General features: G+C 46.6%; 12 protein-coding genes. 10 read left to right on the forward strand and 2 right to left on the reverse strand.

Translation table 11 applies throughout. The annotated features are described in order from the left end of the window. Positions 1-49 precede the first annotated feature (49 nt). A complete protein-coding gene (mrdA, locus tag QUA10_RS00410) occupies positions 50-1,876 on the forward strand; it encodes a penicillin-binding protein 2 (protein ID WP_333080750.1) in 1,827 nt (608 codons plus the stop codon). A gap of 181 nt (positions 1,877-2,057) precedes the next feature. Here mrdA and QUA10_RS00415 read toward each other — a convergent pair whose 3' ends face one another. Then, entirely contained in the window at positions 2,058-3,812 is a 1,755-nt protein-coding gene (locus tag QUA10_RS00415) for a DUF3352 domain-containing protein (protein ID WP_333086134.1), read from the reverse strand. A gap of 459 nt (positions 3,813-4,271) precedes the next feature. Between QUA10_RS00415 and QUA10_RS00420 the strand changes: the two genes are divergently transcribed. Beyond that, positions 4,272-4,646 carry a Uma2 family endonuclease gene (locus QUA10_RS00420; protein ID WP_333080630.1) on the forward strand — a complete coding sequence of 125 codons (375 nt, stop codon included), beginning with the start codon at positions 4,272-4,274 and terminating at the stop codon, positions 4,644-4,646. 20 nt (positions 4,647-4,666) lie between these two features. On the opposite strand, the gene QUA10_RS00425 is transcribed toward QUA10_RS00420, so the two are convergent. Continuing rightward, positions 4,667-5,272, reverse strand: coding sequence for a pentapeptide repeat-containing protein (locus QUA10_RS00425; protein WP_333080632.1), 606 nt, complete (start codon positions 5,270-5,272; stop codon positions 4,667-4,669). A 156-nt stretch (positions 5,273-5,428) separates the two neighbouring features. On the opposite strand from QUA10_RS00425, the gene purL reads away from it, so the two are divergent. From purL to QUA10_RS00465, 8 genes are all read left to right on the forward strand, one after another. After that, positions 5,429-7,990, forward strand: coding sequence for a phosphoribosylformylglycinamidine synthase subunit PurL (gene purL, locus QUA10_RS00430; RefSeq protein ID WP_333080634.1), 2,562 nt, complete (start codon positions 5,429-5,431; stop codon positions 7,988-7,990). A 245-nt stretch (positions 7,991-8,235) separates the two neighbouring features. Further along, the gene (locus tag QUA10_RS00435) at positions 8,236-9,984 is read left to right on the forward strand and encodes a bifunctional serine/threonine-protein kinase/formylglycine-generating enzyme family protein (protein ID WP_333080636.1); all 1,749 of its coding nucleotides are present in this window, start codon (positions 8,236-8,238) and stop codon (positions 9,982-9,984) included. 328 nt (positions 9,985-10,312) lie between these two features. Further along, positions 10,313-10,672: a DUF433 domain-containing protein gene (locus QUA10_RS00440; RefSeq protein ID WP_333080638.1), complete on the forward strand. Its 360-nt coding sequence runs from the start codon at positions 10,313-10,315 to the stop codon at positions 10,670-10,672. A gap of 4 nt (positions 10,673-10,676) precedes the next feature. Continuing rightward, positions 10,677-11,024, forward strand: coding sequence for a DUF5615 family PIN-like protein (locus QUA10_RS00445; RefSeq protein ID WP_333080640.1), 348 nt, complete (start codon positions 10,677-10,679; stop codon positions 11,022-11,024). A 17-nt stretch (positions 11,025-11,041) separates the two neighbouring features. Continuing rightward, positions 11,042-11,392: a hypothetical protein gene (locus QUA10_RS00450; protein WP_333080642.1), complete on the forward strand. Its 351-nt coding sequence runs from the start codon at positions 11,042-11,044 to the stop codon at positions 11,390-11,392. Positions 11,393-11,459: 67 nt separating this feature from the next. Next, entirely contained in the window at positions 11,460-13,475 is a 2,016-nt protein-coding gene (locus QUA10_RS00455; RefSeq protein ID WP_333080644.1) for a bifunctional serine/threonine-protein kinase/formylglycine-generating enzyme family protein, read from the forward strand. A 566-nt stretch (positions 13,476-14,041) separates the two neighbouring features. Beyond that, positions 14,042-15,508 (forward strand): amidophosphoribosyltransferase, encoded by a 1,467-nt coding sequence (gene purF / locus QUA10_RS00460; protein ID WP_333080646.1) that lies wholly within the window; start codon positions 14,042-14,044, stop codon positions 15,506-15,508. Positions 15,509-16,248: 740 nt separating this feature from the next. Continuing rightward, on the forward strand, positions 16,249-17,334 hold the full coding sequence (locus QUA10_RS00465; protein WP_333080649.1) for a DUF3474 domain-containing protein: 1,086 nt from the start codon (positions 16,249-16,251) through the stop codon (positions 17,332-17,334). Positions 17,335-17,347: the final 13 nt, after the last annotated feature.

Below are 17,347 nucleotides of genomic sequence, written 5' to 3' on the forward strand. Positions count from 1 at the left end.
ATTGACAATTCAAGAATCTAAAATCTAGGATTTGACATCTACCTATAGAATGATGCAACGACAAGTTTATTCGATCTCAGCATTTCACTCTTCTGACAAAACCTTGGCGGAAACTCCTAAGAAACAGGAGCGTCCGATACACCGGGCGATCGTGTTAATGCTGGTGGCGACCGGTTTGCTGGGCCTGCACGCTAGTCGGCTGGTGGAATTGCAACTGATACAAGGGAAGCAAAACCGGGAAAGAGCCGAAAACAATCGCGTTCGCCTAGTTCCCATGCCGGCTAATCGCGGACATATTATTGATCGCAAAGGGAACTTGCTAGCAGCAAACAATTTAGCCCGATCCGTATATTTGTGGCCGAAAGAACAAACGCCGGAACAGTGGAAAGCGACAGCAGAAAAGTTGAGTCCGTTGGTTAAAATCCCGGCCAAAGAAATTTTAAAAAAATTAAAAGAGGTCGATCCTCAATCCTACAGACCGGTGCGGCTTAAGCAAGCAATGCCGCCAGAGGTGTTTGTGCCACTAGCAGAAGAGGTGGGACAAATGCGGGGAGTGGAAGTGCGGCCAGAAGCGAATCGCTACTATCCCGAAGGCAGTTTAGCCGCTCACGTGATCGGATATATTGGCGAAGCTACCGCAGCAGACTTAGAAGATCATCCCGAATATCCGATGGGGATGATTGTCGGTCAAATGGGCATAGAAGCGAGCTCTAACCAGAAGATTGCCGGAGTTTGGGGCGATCGGCTGATCGAGGTAAATGCCCAAAATCAAGAATTGCGACTGATGGGAGATACACCGCCCAAACCCGGTGAGGCGGTGCAGCTAACCATAGACTTGTCCATGCAAAAAGCAGCCGAAAAAGCCTTGGGGCAGCGCCGGGGAGCAGTAGTGGCACTGGATGTCAAAACCGGGGCGGTATTAGTTATGGCCAGCCACCCGACTTTTGATCCCAATCTGTTTACGCGAAAAATCACTAAGGATGAGTGGAAAACTCTTCAAGACCCCGAAAATCCATTTTTGAATCGGGCCATGCAAGGCTATCCCCCCGGCAGCACCTTTAAAATTGTGACTTCCGTCGCGGGCCTGGAGTCGGGCAAATTTTCGCCGGACTCAATTCTCGGTACTTCTTCTTACATTACTGTGGGGGGAATTGATTTTAACGAACACAGCGGCGGTTACGGCGACATCGGCTTTCGGGATGCTTTGGCTTTCAGCAGCAATACATTTTTTTATCAAGTGGGGATTAGTACGGGGCCGGAGCAAATTTCTAAGTGGGGACACCGTCTGGGAATTGGCAAGGATACGAATTTGAATCTTTTGGGGCTAGGTGGCGGCGATTACGGTCAAATCCCGACGCCGGAGGAGAAGGAGAAACTTTATAAAGAACCTTGGTATGCGGGTGATACGGTAACGATGTCGATCGGGCAAGGGTTGGTGTTGATGACTCCTTTGGAGGGGGCGGTAATGGTGAGTTCGATCGCCAATGGGGGCTATCGGGTGAAGCCTCATCTGTTGACTTCTATGACCGGCACAGCGGAGACTAAACGGGTACATACGGGGATGAAACCTTCAACCATTCAGGTGGTGAAGGAAGGACTGATCGCGGTAGTTGCCCAGGGTACGGGACAGGGGATGAATGACGGTACGATTCCACTGACGGCGGGCAAAACAGGGACTTCGGAGGTCATCGGACAGGAGGATCACTCTTTGTATGTCGCCTTCGGACCCGCTGACAAGCCGGAAATTGCGATCGCCGTGATTGTGGAAAATGGCGGTTATGGTTCTGTTGCCGCGGCCCCGATCGCCAAAGAGGTATTTCAAGCTTATTTTGGGCCACCTAAAAACGTGAAGCAGCCAGTAGTTATTAGTCCTTAGTTATTGGGAATTGGGCATTGGGCATTGGGCATTGGGAATTGGGCATTGGGCATTGGGCATTGGCCATTGGCCATAGTTTCTTGTTTTTCCTTCTTCCTTCTTCCTTCTTCCTTCTTCCTTCTATCCTTTACATCCGTCGAGCGAATCCGTCGAGCGAATCCGTTGCCGAACTTCCTTCTGACTAATTGAGCCGCATAAATATAGTAGCTTTGCGAATTCCTATTATTTCTCCCGTACTGGTGACAGTAAGCGATCGCAAGTGGTCGAACAATGGTCTTGCCGAAAGTTCAATTAACCTCAACAGCGGGATTTGTTTTTCCCAAATTGCCCTGCTGGAGGGCCAGTCTAAATAAAAATAGCCGTCGTTAGATGGCGGAAGCGGTTCAATGCTGGTTTGAAAATCTTGATTGGCAACTAAAGAACCTGTTGCGGCTGCTTCTAGTGCTGCGTCCATTGCTTCTACTGAAGTGGTAAAAATTTCGTATTTGCCGACGGTGGCTCGGACTCCTTTTGCCTCGGTTTCGATCGCACTTTTTCTATTATTTTCTCTTCCATAATTTGCGTTCGTTGTCAACTGTGTCCAAGCGGTAATTTTCTGGTTTCTAAGAGTGAAGCTGCCGATGCTGTATTCTTTGCTGCGGGCAATTTCATCGAGTTTGTCGATCGCCTTTTGGGAATCAGCAGAGTTTTCGGCGGCAAAAATCCAGTCTGCACCATTTGACGAATTCGGAAGCACTGCTAAAGCGTATTCTCCTTGTACCCAGTCAAATATATCCTGCTGCAGGTTGACGCCCCAAACTTGCTGAATATCTGCCAGGGTGCGATCGACTAAATTTGACACTTCTGCATTAGTGGCCACCGCCGATGACAAATCAGCCCAAAAATTCCTTAAATCGGTGCTGGCGACCGCGAAAGGACTGGCTGAGGGAATGTATTGCAAGGCTTGCACCGGTTCGGAGAGTGTTGGAGAAGCTGTGTTTTCTCGCGATGTCACTAAAGCAGTTTGAGCCAGCAATCCCCGTCGGTTGACTCCGACAGCAACTGCGAGAGAATTAAGAGAAACTGGGGGATTTTGCTCGATTGCTGACTGCGGGAGATTGACAAATGCTAAAGCGATTCTACCTTGATTTAGCTGCTGCAAAGCTTTTTGATATTCCGGGGTATTGTTGAGATTTAGGTTGGCTGATTCAACGTTATTAATTGCATCTCGAATCACAATCGGGCTATTGGAAAATAAAACAAAATTTTGGTGATTCCCAGAATTTAAATTACCGCCGATGGCTGCTGTTGCGAAGCTGGATGGCAACTTTGAATTCTGCAAAGAAAACTGGTTAAAAGGCAAAAGCGAAGTAGATTTTTTCTTGGCTAGTGGTGCTTGTTTATAATTAATTTTAAAGCCTTTATATAGTTCCGAATGAACTGTTTTATCGGCACGAGATTGTTGGCGCCAGTAGGAGTCGAGAAATTGTTGGCTGCGATCAACCTTTTGGGAGGAAACGGCCAGCAAAAACCCGGCTTGTTGGCCGTTGCTGCTGTCGCCATCGAAATCAGTGGTTGTGACGGCGAGGGTTATTTCGTCACCTATCCAAGGTTGGATATCTCTACTGTAATCGAGACCTGTATTGCCGAGGAGACTTTTTTTGATTTGCTCAAATTCTGCGTGCGATCGACTTCTTTCTTCGGGAGTGGCAAAAACTTGTCGCAATGCTTCGAGGCGATCGGGATTTACCAGCATTGAAGCTAACAAAGGTGCTTGTTTCGAGACAAACACAGCCGCAGCCGGAGTAGTTGTCGGCCCGCCAGCGAGCAAATTCAGGGGAGTTTGAGTTGTCAGCCAGTAAAAACCCCCCGCACTCAAGCCTAAGAGTGTCAAGACGCCAGCAATGAGGAAAGAAAAGAACGATCGCAGCTTCATACAACAAGGACTAATGACCACAGTCTATTATTAACTATAGCCTTTCTCAGTAACATGAGGTGTTCTTGGGCATTGGGCATGGGGGATGGGGCATTGGGCATTGGGCATTGGAAGAGTACCTTACTTTCGTGAGAACCGCTATAGAGCAGCGCATAATCGTAGCTGTCGGCCGATACTTTTTGTGCGGTTCGCAAAAAAAAAGGCTAAACTAAAATATTCTCAATATCTAAAACCTAAGTAAAATTCTAACAATATCAACCCCCCCCGAACAGCGAGTTTCACTGCAAAATATCAGTTGGCAATTATATGAAAGCCTGCTAGCGGAACTGGGCAACAAACGTTCCACCAGAATTGCTTATCATCAAGGTCAATTAGAAATTATGGTGCCACAACCGGAACATGAAAATCGCAACAGGCTAATCGATCTCTTAATTGTAACTCATCGAAGAACTCAATCTAGAATACAACCCCTTTGGCTCAATGACGATTAAAAAACGCAAAAAAGCAGCGGGAAAAGAACCAGATTCATGCTATTATATCCAGAATGAAGCACTGGTCAGAGGGAGAACAGAATTAGACTTTGCTCAAGATCCGCCGCCAGATTTAGCACTGGAAATTGATATTACCAGCAGTTCCTTAAATCAATTCGATTTCTATGCAGATTTAGGCGTACCAGAAATTTGGCGGTACGACGGACGAAGCATCAAGTTTTATCAATTGCAAAATGGCGAATATGCCGAGTGCAATTTTTGCCGGGTTTCCCGATGCTACCCACTACAAAAGTTGACGAATTTATCGATCGCACTCAAACTACAGGCGCAACCACAGCAGTGCGAGAATTCCGGGAATGGGTAAAAAATCAGTAATTGTGCAGTCTACCACGGCACTCCTCGCGCATCGGAAAAATCTGCATCTAGAAGCGCCCCCTGATCGAATACAGCATCAGTTAAATCAGCCTTTCTAAACGACGTTATCGACAATTTTTCTATTTGTTCAACAGCTATAAAAAATCCGATCGCAGTTAACCCCAGAATTACCCCAGAAACCAAAAATAAGACTATTCCCCTGATAGTATCTCCGCTTAAAAATGTCACAATACCGCTAGCCCCAATCGCAGCCGCAGCCCCAGCCACAGCCCCCGCCACAATCCCAGCCTCGCACCGAGTCACAGCAATCGCCGTAGCCGCCGTTCCAGCCACCGCCACAGCCCCCGCATCTGCCCCGGCAATCAGTCCAGTCAAAGCCCCGGCCGTCGTCACTGTCACCGCAGTTACCCCAGCCCTAGCAATCAAATTTCTCACTCGCCTGCGGCTTTGTCCGGTTCTGACACCCTGAAAATTTGCCCCCCTCAAAATCGCCCCGGTGAAATTGCAGCCTCGAATGTCGGAACCGCTGAAATTCGCCCCTGACAAGTCAAGCCCTTTAAAAGAACGGTTCCGCAAGTTTTGGTTAGCAAAATTGAGATTTCGAGGTTGAGTCATTCGATTTTAGATTTTAGATTTTAGATTTTAGATTTTAGATTTTAGATTTTAGGTTAGCAACCCAAAGACCTAGGATTATAGATTTTAGATTATAGATTTTAGATTAACCAAGCACAGGGCATTTAGAATAAAGCCTGTGGTTTATAACGAGTTTCCATGTCTCCCATCTCCGAATCCCCATTTTCCCCCGAACAAATTGCCGGTGAAAGACTCACACCTGAAGAATATGAAGAAATCGTTCAGCGTCTAGGCCGCCATCCCAATAAAGCTGAATTGGGAATGTTCGGCGTTATGTGGAGCGAACACTGCTGTTACAAAAATTCGCGGCCACTATTAAAACAGTTTCCCACAGAGGGCGATCGAATTCTAGTCGGGCCCGGAGAAAATGCCGGCGTCGTAGACTTGGGAGAAGGCTTGCAACTCGCCTTCAAAATTGAATCCCACAACCACCCGTCTGCAGTCGAACCTTTCCAAGGTGCGGCAACCGGTGTCGGCGGGATTCTCCGCGATATCTTCACAATGGGTGCACGCCCGATCGCACTTTTGAATTCCCTGCGTTTCGGCAACTTAGACGATGCCAAAACTCAGAGGTTATTCAAAGGAGTAGTATCAGGAATTTCCCATTATGGAAATTGCATCGGCGTGCCCACAGTTGGCGGCGAAGTTTACTTCGATCCTGCTTATTCCGGCAACCCATTAGTTAACGTCATGGCCTTGGGTTTAATGGAAACTCAAGAAATCGTTAAATCCGGGGCGTCGGGAATCGGAAATCCCGTGCTGTACGTCGGTTCAACTACTGGCAGAGATGGCATGGGAGGAGCAAGTTTTGCCAGTGCCGAATTGACCGACAAATCAATGGACGATCGCCCCGCAGTCCAAGTAGGAGATCCATTTTTAGAAAAATCGTTAATTGAAGCTTGTTTAGAAGCATTCAAAACCGGTGCAGTCGTCGCCGCCCAAGATATGGGTGCGGCCGGAATCACCTGTTCCACATCAGAAATGGCAGCAAAAGGCGGCGTCGGCATTGAATTCGATTTAGACAAGGTTCCCGTTCGAGAAAGCGGCATGATTCCCTACGAATACCTGCTTTCGGAATCCCAAGAACGGATGTTGTTTGTGGCCCAAAAAGGACGCGAACAGGAATTAATCGATATTTTCCACAGATGGGGATTGCACGCGGTAGTAGCGGGTACAGTCATCGAAGAGCCGATCGTCCGAATTCTCTTTAAAGGCGAAATCGCTGCCGAAATTACCGCGACAGCTTTGGCAGATAACACGCCAATTTATCACCGAGAACTGTTGACAGAGCCGCCCGAATATGCTAAAAAAGCATGGGAATGGACGGCTGATTCCCTGCCACAATCCACAGTTACAGGTATCGAAATTAACGGCAATTTCCAAACTTGGAGTCAGATTTTGCTGACGCTTTTAGATACTCCCACCATCGCTTCTAAACGCTGGGTTTATCGCCAATACGATCATCAAGTGCAAAACAATACTGTTGTTTTACCCGGAGGTGCTGATGCTGCGGTTGTCAGATTGCGTCCGCTAGAGCCTTGCCAATCTTCCCTTGGTAACGGGCTAGAAGTACACCCCCTTGCTAAGGGGGATCTACAGAGAGAAAATGCTGTTTCTCTAGCTTCCGAAAGCAAACAGGAAGAAGAGGTAATTCCTCTATTTACAAAGGCACAAGGTAGGGAAACTCCAAAAGTTTCTCCCCCCCTTAGCAAGAAGGAAGCGCCCCTAGGGATGATTCCTGGAGTTGCTGCAACGGTTGATTGCAATTCTCGTTATGTTTATCTCGATCCTTATGAAGGTGCAAAAGCAGTCGTAGCAGAAGCAGCGAGAAACTTAAGTTGTGTGGGTGCTGAACCTCTGGCAGTTACTGATAATTTGAATTTTGGCAGTCCTGAAAAGCCGATCGGATATTGGCAGTTAGCGTCAGCTTGTCGCGGGATTGCTGATGCTTGTCGCGAGTTGGGAACGCCTGTGACTGGCGGCAATGTTTCTCTTTACAATGAAACGGTTGATGCTGAGGGGAATCCTCAACCAATTTATCCGACTCCGGTAATCGGAATGGTGGGGTTAATTCCCGATTTGAAGAAGATTTCCGGCCAAGCTTGGCTAAAGAAAGGCGATTTAATTTATGTGCTGGGAATGGGGGAATCATCCCAAAATCCAGAACTTTCATCTGAAAGCTCAAAAATCGCAACTTCTCCTACTTTGGGAGGTTCGGAATATTTAGCGGCAATTCACGGGATTGTAGCGGGGAAACCGCCAAGGATAGATTTTGAGTTGGAAAGAAAAGTGCAGTCGGTTTGTCGCGATGGAATTCGGCAAGGTTGGGTAGGTTCGGCCCATGATTGTGCGGAAGGTGGAATTGCGATCGCCCTCGCGGAATGCTGTATCTCTGCTAAAATGGGTGCGGAAATTCATCTCAGTTGTAATTCGGGAAATGTCAGTCGCTGGGATGAAATTTTGTTTGGTGAAATGGGCAACTGCATTGTAGTTTCAGTCGCACCGAAAAATCAAGAAATTTGGGAGGCTTACCTGCAAGAACATTTGACAAAAATGTGGCATAAAATTGGTTTAGTTTGCTGTGCTGAATCACCTTTGCGGGTTGTGAGTGCTGACAATCAAGTGTTAATTGAGGTGGCGATGGGTGATATGGGCGATCGATTCTATAATGCGATCGAGCGTCGGATTGCATCTGTCTGACAACGTGAAGTTTCGATCCCCCTAAATCCCCCTTAAAAAGGGGGACTTTGAATACTCTTGTCCCCCCCTTCGTAGGGGCGGTGCCCCCGTGCCCGCCCTTGGCTTGGCTAGGGGGGATCTCCGGGTTTAAAGACACACCTGAGATACCCGAATTCTTACAAAATTCACGATTCTGGCAAAAACCTATTACAGAAGTCGGGGTTCTTGTACACTATACAATATAAACAATATCATTTATAAAACAAATGATTTGCTGTATCAATCCCGACTGTCAAAAACCCGAAAACCCGGACGGACAAACATATTGCATCAGTTGTGGCGTCAAACTCGTACCCCTCCTGCGAAATCGTTTCCGCATGATCAAATTCCTAGGTCAAGGTGGCTTTGGCAGAACCTATTTAGCAGAAGATATTGATCGACTCAATCACCCCTGTGTCGTTAAACAATTAGCAACAAATGTCCAGGGAACTTTGGCGATTAACAAAGCGGTAGAATTATTTCAGCAAGAAGCCAGACAACTGCAACAGCTAGGACAACATCCCCAAATTCCATTACTAGATGCCTACTTTGAAGACAACAAATATTTGTATCTCGTACAACAGTTTGTGGATGGGGATAATTTGTTGACGCTTTTCCACAATCAGGGAATTTGGCAAGAAAACCAAGTTAAGCAACTATTACTCGAACTTCTACCTGTTCTCAAGTTTATTCACGAACAAAAAATCATTCACCGAGATATCAAGCCTGAGAATATTATGCGCCGTCGCAGCGACGGTGTGTTAATGCTGATTGATTTCGGAGTTTCCAAACAGTTGTCGGGAACAGTGATGTCGAGACGGGGAACGCAAATTGGTACGCCTGGTTATACACCGCTTGAACAAATGAAAGGGGGTGAAGCTTATGCAGCCAGCGATTTGTTTAGCTTGGGGGCGACTGCTTTTCATCTACTGACAGGGCTATATCCTTTTGATTTGTGGGTGGATCAAGGTTATAGTTGGACGGCTAATTGGCCGCAACATTTGAAAAGCCCCATAGAAAAGGGATTGGAAGTGATTTTATCTAAGTTGTTGGCAAAAGATACCCAGCAGCGCTATCAATCAGCAGATGAAGTTTTAAAAGATTTTCAACATCAGTCAAGACAAACTCCCGCACCGACACCACCTCCCGCGCCGACTTTAAAAAGGTTTGACTTTGACCCGGTGACAGTTGAGGTGCGGGGTAATATAAGTAGCCGTCAACGCCGTCAAGCACAATTTTTTAGTGAAAATTTAGGTAGCGGTGCAATCTTAGACATGGTAGCAATTCCTGGTGGCAGTTTCGTGATGGGTTCCCCCAATACCGAAGCAGGGCGAAGTAACAATGAAGGGCCGCAGCGTACTGTTAATATCTCTCCTTTTTTTATGGGTAAATATCCCATTACTCAAGAACAGTGGGAAATAGTGATGGGGAATAACCCTTCTGATCTCAAAGGTTTGAAACGTCCTGTAGAACAAGTAAGCTGGAATAATGCTCTGGAATTCTGCCAGAAAATTTCTCAAAAAACCGGCAAGGTTTATCGCTTACCTTCGGAAGCCGAATGGGAATATGCTTGTCGCGCCGGAACTACAACGCCTTTCTATTTTGGTGACACGATTACGCCGAATTTAGTTAATTATAATGGCAATTATCCCTACGGTGTGGTGCCGAAGGGACTTTACCGCGAAAAAACAACGGATGTGGGGCGTTTTCCACCTAATGCCTTTGGTTTATACGATATGCACGGGACTGTTTGGGAATGGTGCAGCGATCGCTGGCATGGTAATTATAACGGCGCACCGACTGACGGAAGTTCTTGGGAAACTGGAACAGATAATAACCGAGTGCTGCGTAGTGGTTCATGGAACTGCAATGCGTTCTATTGCCGTAGTGCCTATCGTGGCAGGCATTCGGCGGTTCATCGCAGCAAGCACCTCGGTTTTCGCGTTGCGGTAGCGTCGGTTTCTTCCTCGTCCTAGTTTCCGCGTAGTAGTGGTAGGGTGCGTTGCATTGAACAATCTACAAATCAAATCGACAATCTCGCAGCCACACACCGCGAGAGGCAGTCAATAGATTTTAGATTTTAGATTAAAGAATTCAAGGACCGACCCGACAGATGAATCCGGGGGCTTGTGAAGAGGATTCGGAGATTAGGCAGGGGCTGGTTTATTATGTTGTTGGTTCCGACATAGATGGCTGGTAAAACCAGCCCCTAGCGCAGAATTAAGCCTACCGAGCTTGATAACTGATAGAGATATCGCCTTACAATATCAAATAGCTACACAATTCATAAATCCCCAAATTTTTATGACAATCGAAGAATTAGAAGTACAACTCCTGGCCTTAACGGCGATCGAAAAAGCTGAGGCGATCGGCATCTTAACTCAAAGCCTGAAAAACAGCGGGCGCCCGATAACCAAAACACCCGGCGTGATGGGCGGTGATGCTTGTATTGACAAAACTCGCATTCCCGTTTGGTTGCTCGCCAGCTATCGCAATGACGGCGCTACCGATGCTTTTATCTTAGACTGCTACCCCCATCTCAGTGCTGCTGATTTGGTAAATGTTTGGGCTTATACAGAAGCTTATCCTGACGAAATTGAGTCAGCAATTCGGCAGCAAGATGATGCTGATGAAATCTTAGATACACCTGAAAATATCAAATAAACCTATGGCACGTCTCTATGCAGACGAACACTTTCCCCGACAAGTTGTGCAGAATCTGCGATCTTTGGGCCATGATATCCTGACTGTTCAAGAAGCAGGAAATGCTGGACTACCTGATGAGGATGTATTAGTATTTGCCATCAGTGACAATCGAGCTGTTTTGACCATCAACCGACGCGATTTCTTTCAACTGCACAAGCTGAAACCTGACCATTGTGGTATTATTGCCTGCACGCGAGATGACCATATGCCTAGACTGAGTGCGAATATTAATGATGCGATATCTACTGCTGAGATACTGACGGGAAAAGTGATTCGTGTCTATCGTTCTGGGCCGCCGTCCATATCTTAATTGAATTGAATAATTCTATGACTGCTACAACCGATCACCCTTTAAAACATTTTTGCATAGAAGACTTGAAAAGTGCCAACCTCGCAGGCATTTCTCTAATTCCCCAACCTTTAACGTTGCGCTTAGACTTTACATTCGGAACCGGGATTTATGACACTTCCATCGAATTCTATCAACTCGTTCATCAGGTAATCTCTCAACCAGTCAACTCCGACCCCGAAGAGTCTTGCTTCTGGGTGGGTAACGCAGAATTAAGACAGATGCAAATCTCACATATCCGCACCCTACAAATTAGACTACTGGACGCACTTCGTCTTCATAACTGGGTTTTTTACCGAATCTGCGAGGTGCAACGGGTCTTTTCGTAAAAAAACCCGGTTTCGGGGCCCCATGCGTAACTCCTATACAATATAAACAGTATCATTCAGACAATAAATGATTTGCTGTATCAATCCCGACTGCCCCAATCCTCAAAACCCCGACGGGCAAACATATTGCATCAGTTGTGGTCTTGAACTCGTACCCATCCTGCGAAATCGCTTCCGCATGATCAAACTCCTCGGTCAAGGTGGCTTCGGCAGAACCTATTTAGCAGAAGATATTGATCGACTAAATCAACCCTGTGTCGTTAAACAATTAGCACCAGATGTCCAGGGAACTTGGGCGATTAACAAAGCGGTAGAATTATTTCAGCTAGAAGCTAGACAACTGCAACAGCTAGGACAACATCCCCAAATTCCATCACTAGATGCCTACTTTGAAAACAACAAATATTTGTATCTCGTACAACAGTTTGTGGATGGGGATAATTTGTTGACGCTTTTCCAAAATCAGGGAATTTGGCAAGAAAGCCAAGTTAAGCAACTATTACTCGAACTTCTACCTGTTCTCAAGTTTATTCACGAACAAAAAATTGTTCACCGAGATATCAAGCCTGAGAATATTATGCGCCGTCGCAGCGACGGTGTGTTAATGCTGATTGATTTCGGAGTCTCCAAACAGTTGTCGGGAACAGTGATATCGAGACGGGGAACGCAAATTGGTTCGCATGGTTATGCACCGCTTGAACAAATGCAAGGTGGTGAAGCTTATGCAGCCAGCGATTTGTTCAGTTTGGGGGCGACGGCTTTTCATCTACTGACGGGGGTACATCCTTATGGTTTGTGGACGGAACACGGTTATAGCTGGACTGGAAATTGGCAGCAACATTTGAAAAGTCCCATAGACAAGGGATTGGAATTGATTTTATCTAAGTTGTTGGCAAAAGATATCCAGCAGCGCTATCAATCAGCAGAGCAAGTTTTAATAGATTTTCAACGTCAGTCAATACCAACTCCCGCACCGATACTAAATCCCACAATTCCTGTGGTTCCACAACACTCTTTGCCGTTACCAACTAACACAACAAGGCGAGGTTTCTTGCAATTAGCGGGTTTTGCTGGGGGGGGATTTGCATTAGCCCTGCTGGGTCAAAGTTTGTTGAACAACAAATCTTCTTCCTCTTCACCCAATCTGCCACCTTCATCCAACAAGGCGGCCCCATCTCCTAAATCATCAGCTCAAAAATCATCTCCAAAAACTACAGCCAAAGGTTCATCGCCAAAACCATCTCCACAATCTGTAGCAGAAAGTCCATCGCCAAAACCATCTCCAAAACCCGCACCAGAAACTCCAAAACCTCAGCCATTTTCCAATGCTTTAAAAAGCTTTACTTTTGAAACAGTGACAGTCAACTCTACGGGGCAAATCGCCAACCGCCGTCCAGGAAAAGCACAGACTTTTATAGAAAATATTGGGAATGGTATTACTCTAGACATGGTAGCAATTCCTGGCGGCAGTTTCGTGATGGGTTCCCCCGATACGGAAGCCGGACGAAGTAGCTATGAAGGGCCGCAGCGTACCCTGAATATGCCTGCTTTTTTTATGGGTAAATATGAGATCACTCAAGAACAATACCAAGCCGTGATGGGAAATAATCCTTCTGAGTTCAAAGGTGCGAAACTTCCTGTCGAAAAAGTAAGCTGGAATGACGCTGTGGAATTCTGCAAGCGGCTTTCTAAAAAAACAGGCAAGACTTATCGTTTACCTTCACAAGCGGAATGGGAATATGCTTGTCGCGCCGGAACTAAAACACCTTTCTCTTTTGGTGAAACAATTACCCCGGATTTAGTTAATTATAATGGCAATAATCCCTACGCTGGGGCATCGAAGGGACTTTTCCGCAAACAAACAACTGATGTCGGGAATTTTTCACCCAATGCTTTTGGACTTTATGATATGCACGGAAATGTTTGGGAATGGTGCAGTCATCTCGACAACGATCGCCGGGTGCGGTGTGGCGGTTCCTGGAAGGACACTGCGGTGAATTGTCGCAGTGCGTATCGTCTTAGCAATTCGGCGGGCGATCGTTACTCAGACATCGGTTTTCGCGTGGCTTTGGTTTCCGCGTAGTGGGTTGAAGCCGTAAGGTGCGTCGCCCGAAACAATCTGCAAGTTCGATCAACAATTTCACAGCGACGCACCCTACAAATTAAACTGAAAAACTTATCTGCTCCGTGCTATTGCCTTAACTGGCTGCGCCCAAAATTGACTTTACATGGCCACACAGATTCCCATGATAATATAGTACGTCAATCTCACAGAAAAGTCAAGAGCGATCGCCATTAAATCCTAATATTTGAAAAAGCCGATCAAGCAACTTCTAATTTATTTTCCCTGGCCCGATCGCCGATCTCTTCAGTCTGGCGTTGCGCGGACTTCGTTTGACAATCGCCGCATCCTTCGCCCCATCCATCGCCCGCCCTTAATCAAGGTTAGTATAGAATTTGCGAGCGATCGATACTACAATGCCCTTAAACGCCGCATCGCTTCTGTCTGAAATGCTACACGAGTTGGAAAAAATGACAGATCCGTGGCAAGATTAAGGGAATGTTAAGTTATGCGACGCTTTCGCAAACAAGATTTCCCGCTGAAACTGTCCCCCTAACCCACCTTCCCCATTAGGAACCCACCCATCTATGATTCCCAACCATTCCTTCGCGGCTGACGAGCATTCTAGTAAACCCGACAAGCCCGAGGAAGCTTGTGGCGTTTTCGGTATCTACGCACCGGGTGAAGATGTCGCCAAGTTGACCTACTTCGGTTTGTATGCTTTGCAGCACCGCGGTCAGGAATCAGCAGGAATTGCCACCTTTGAAGGTGAAAAAGTCCACCTGCACAAAGATATGGGACTGGTTTCCCAAGTCTTTAACGAATCGAGTTTAGGTCACTTGCCCGGTAACTTAGCAGTAGGCCACACTCGCTACTCTACTACCGGCTCCTCGCGCGTGGTCAACGCTCAACCTGTTGTCGTCCAAACCCGTTTGGGAAGTCTGGCATTAGCACATAACGGGAATCTTGTCAATACAAAAGAATTGCGCGAAGAATTGCTGTCTCGGAAGTGCGAATTTGTCAGTACGACGGATTCAGAGGCGATCGCAGTGGCGATCGGTTCCGAAGTAGACAAGGGCAAAGACTGGCTGGAAGCAGCGATCAGCGCCTTTGGTATGTGCCAAGGAGCCTTTAGTTTGACGATCGCCACCCCCAAAGGCGTGATGGGAGTCCGCGACCCCCAGGGCGTCCGCCCGTTGGTAATTGGCATCCTCCCCACAACTCCGGTACGATACGTTTTAGCATCGGAAACTTGTGGCTTAGATATTATTGGTGCTGAATTTTTGCGGGACGTAGAACCGGGGGAATTAGTTTGGATTACAGAGGAAGGTATGGCTTCCTTCCACTGGAGTCAGCAACAAAAGCGCAAACTTTGCATCTTTGAAATGATCTATTTTGCTCGACCCGACAGCCAAATGGAAGGTGAAAGTTTATACAGCTACCGACTGCGGATCGGGCGTTTGTTGGCAGCAGAATCTCCGGCTGATGCTGATATAGTCATCGGCGTTCCTGATTCTGGAATCCCGGCGGCGATCGGCTTTTCTCAAGCTTCCGGCATTCCTTACGCCGAAGGATTGATTAAAAATCGCTACGTAGGGCGCACTTTTATTCAACCGACTCAGACAATGCGAGAGTCAGGAATCCGCATGAAACTCAACCCTCTCAAAGATGTGTTGGAAGGAAAGCGAGTAATTATTATCGATGATTCGATCGTGCGTGGCACTACCAGTCGCAAAATCGTCAAAGCCTTGCGGGATGCGGGTGCAACGGCAGTTCACATGAGAATTTCTTCGCCACCGGTGACACATCCTTGTTTCTACGGGATCGACACCGACAATCAAGATCAGTTGATTGCTGCTACTAAGTCAGTCGCAGAAATCGGCGTCCAAATTGGGGTTGATTCTTTGGCTTTTTTGAGTTGGGATGGAATGCTGAAAGCGACTAACGAAGACCCGATGAGTTTTTGTTCGGCCTGTTTCACTGGTGATTATCCGATCGACGTTCCAGAAATGGTAAAAAGGTCTAAGCTCATATTAGAAAAAGCTGGAACCTAGAAAATCAAAAAGCGAGAAAGCGATCGCCCGTCAATTTCCGCGATTTAGGGATTTTCAAAATTTTCTGGTAAGTCGTTGCCAGAATGTGTGTAGAAATGTTACATTAACTTAGCTGTAGCAATTCTTGCAGAATTGGTGAACTGTAGTGAACAGTCCCTTGGGTACAACTTGTGTGAAACCCAACCCTCGGATTGGAGATTGGAGATGGAAGATTGAAGATTGGAGATTTGTGCTTGAATCTAAAATATCCAATCTAAAATCGATGGTTTTTCCCTAAACTCTCGTTGACAATTCCTGCTCGAAACGCTGTATGCTACCTGCAGACTGGAGGTAGTTCCTCCAGATGTCCACTCTCAGATTGAAGTCGCATTTCGCACCAACAACGGGCACAGGAGATTTTTTCAGATAACAGGGTCGATCGCACTAATTTTTCCGACACAAGTATTCGACAAGCCAACTTGCTTGAGAATCGCGGACGGGCTATTCATGCGAACTAAAGAACTTTAGAAACCCTTGCAGAGTAAAAATATGGCTCCTTGCAGGTTGAAACTGACCTCACCTGCATAGGGATACAACCCCCCGGCTCAGGTCGGGGAGAGCCAAAAAATTTAGATATTAGTTTAAGCCCCCAGATTCATCTGTGGAGTGCATCTAAAATCTAAAATCTAAAATCTAAAATCGATTGACTGTTAAAAGAAGGCGGAATGCGGTTTCTCAAGTCAGCTTAAATCGGAAACTTCGTGCAATCAAATACTGTTCTCAATCCCGCGAGCAATCCAGGCTCATCCTCTCGTACAGCAGAGTTACCTTTTACTCTTCAAGATATCAAGGCAGCCATTCCAGCCCACTGTTTTGAGCCCTCGGCATGGAAATCTCTGGCTTATTTCTTTTTAGATATTGGCATCATCGCAGGTTTATATGCGATCGCCTACACCGTCGATTCCTGGCTTTTTTACCCAATTTTTTGGTTGATGCAGGGAACCATGTTTTGGGCATTGTTTGTAGTGGGCCACGACTGCGGACACGGTTCATTTTCTAAGAGCAAATGGCTCAACAACCTGATCGGACACCTCTCTCACGCTCCAATTCTCGTGCCCTTCCACGGTTGGCGGATTAGTCACAGAACCCACCACGCCAATACAGGCAGCTTAGATAACGATGAAAGCTGGTATCCGGTATCGGAGAGCAAATACAATCAAATGCCTTGGTACGAAAAGCTGGGACGCTTTTATTTGATGTTATTTGCCTATCCAATTTATCTATTTCGCCGCTCGCCCGATCGAACTGGTTCTCACTTCATGCCCGGTAGCCCGCTTTTCCGTCCGTCCGAAAAATGGGATGTGTTGACGAGTTCCGCATCCTTGGTACTGATGGTAGGCTTTTTAGGCGCGCTAACCTATCAGTTTGGTTGGCTGTTTTTACTCAAGTTCTACTTGGTTCCCTATGTAGTGTTCGTGATGTGGCTGGATTTGGTAACATTCCTGCACCACACAGAAGCCGATATTCCTTGGTATCGCGGTAATGATTGGTCTTTCTTGAAAGGTGCATTGTCTACGATCGATCGCGACTACGGAATCATTAATTCCATCCATCACGACATCGGGACTCACGTAGCCCACCACATTTTCTCGACAATGCCGCACTATCACTTGAAGGAAGCAACGGAAGCCATCAAGCCAGTGTTGGGCGATTATTACCGCAAGTCAACCGAGCCAATTTGGAAGAGTTTTATTCGCTCTTACTGGGATTGTCATTTTGTCTCGGATACAGGTTCTGGAGTTTACTACGAATCACCTAACAGTCGGCGATCGGCTGAAGTTAAGTAGCTTAAATAAACAA

Origin of the sequence: Microcoleus sp. Pol8_D6 (assembly GCF_036700965.1) — a bacterium.
Taxonomy (GTDB): Bacteria; Cyanobacteriota; Cyanobacteriia; order Cyanobacteriales; family Microcoleaceae; genus Microcoleus.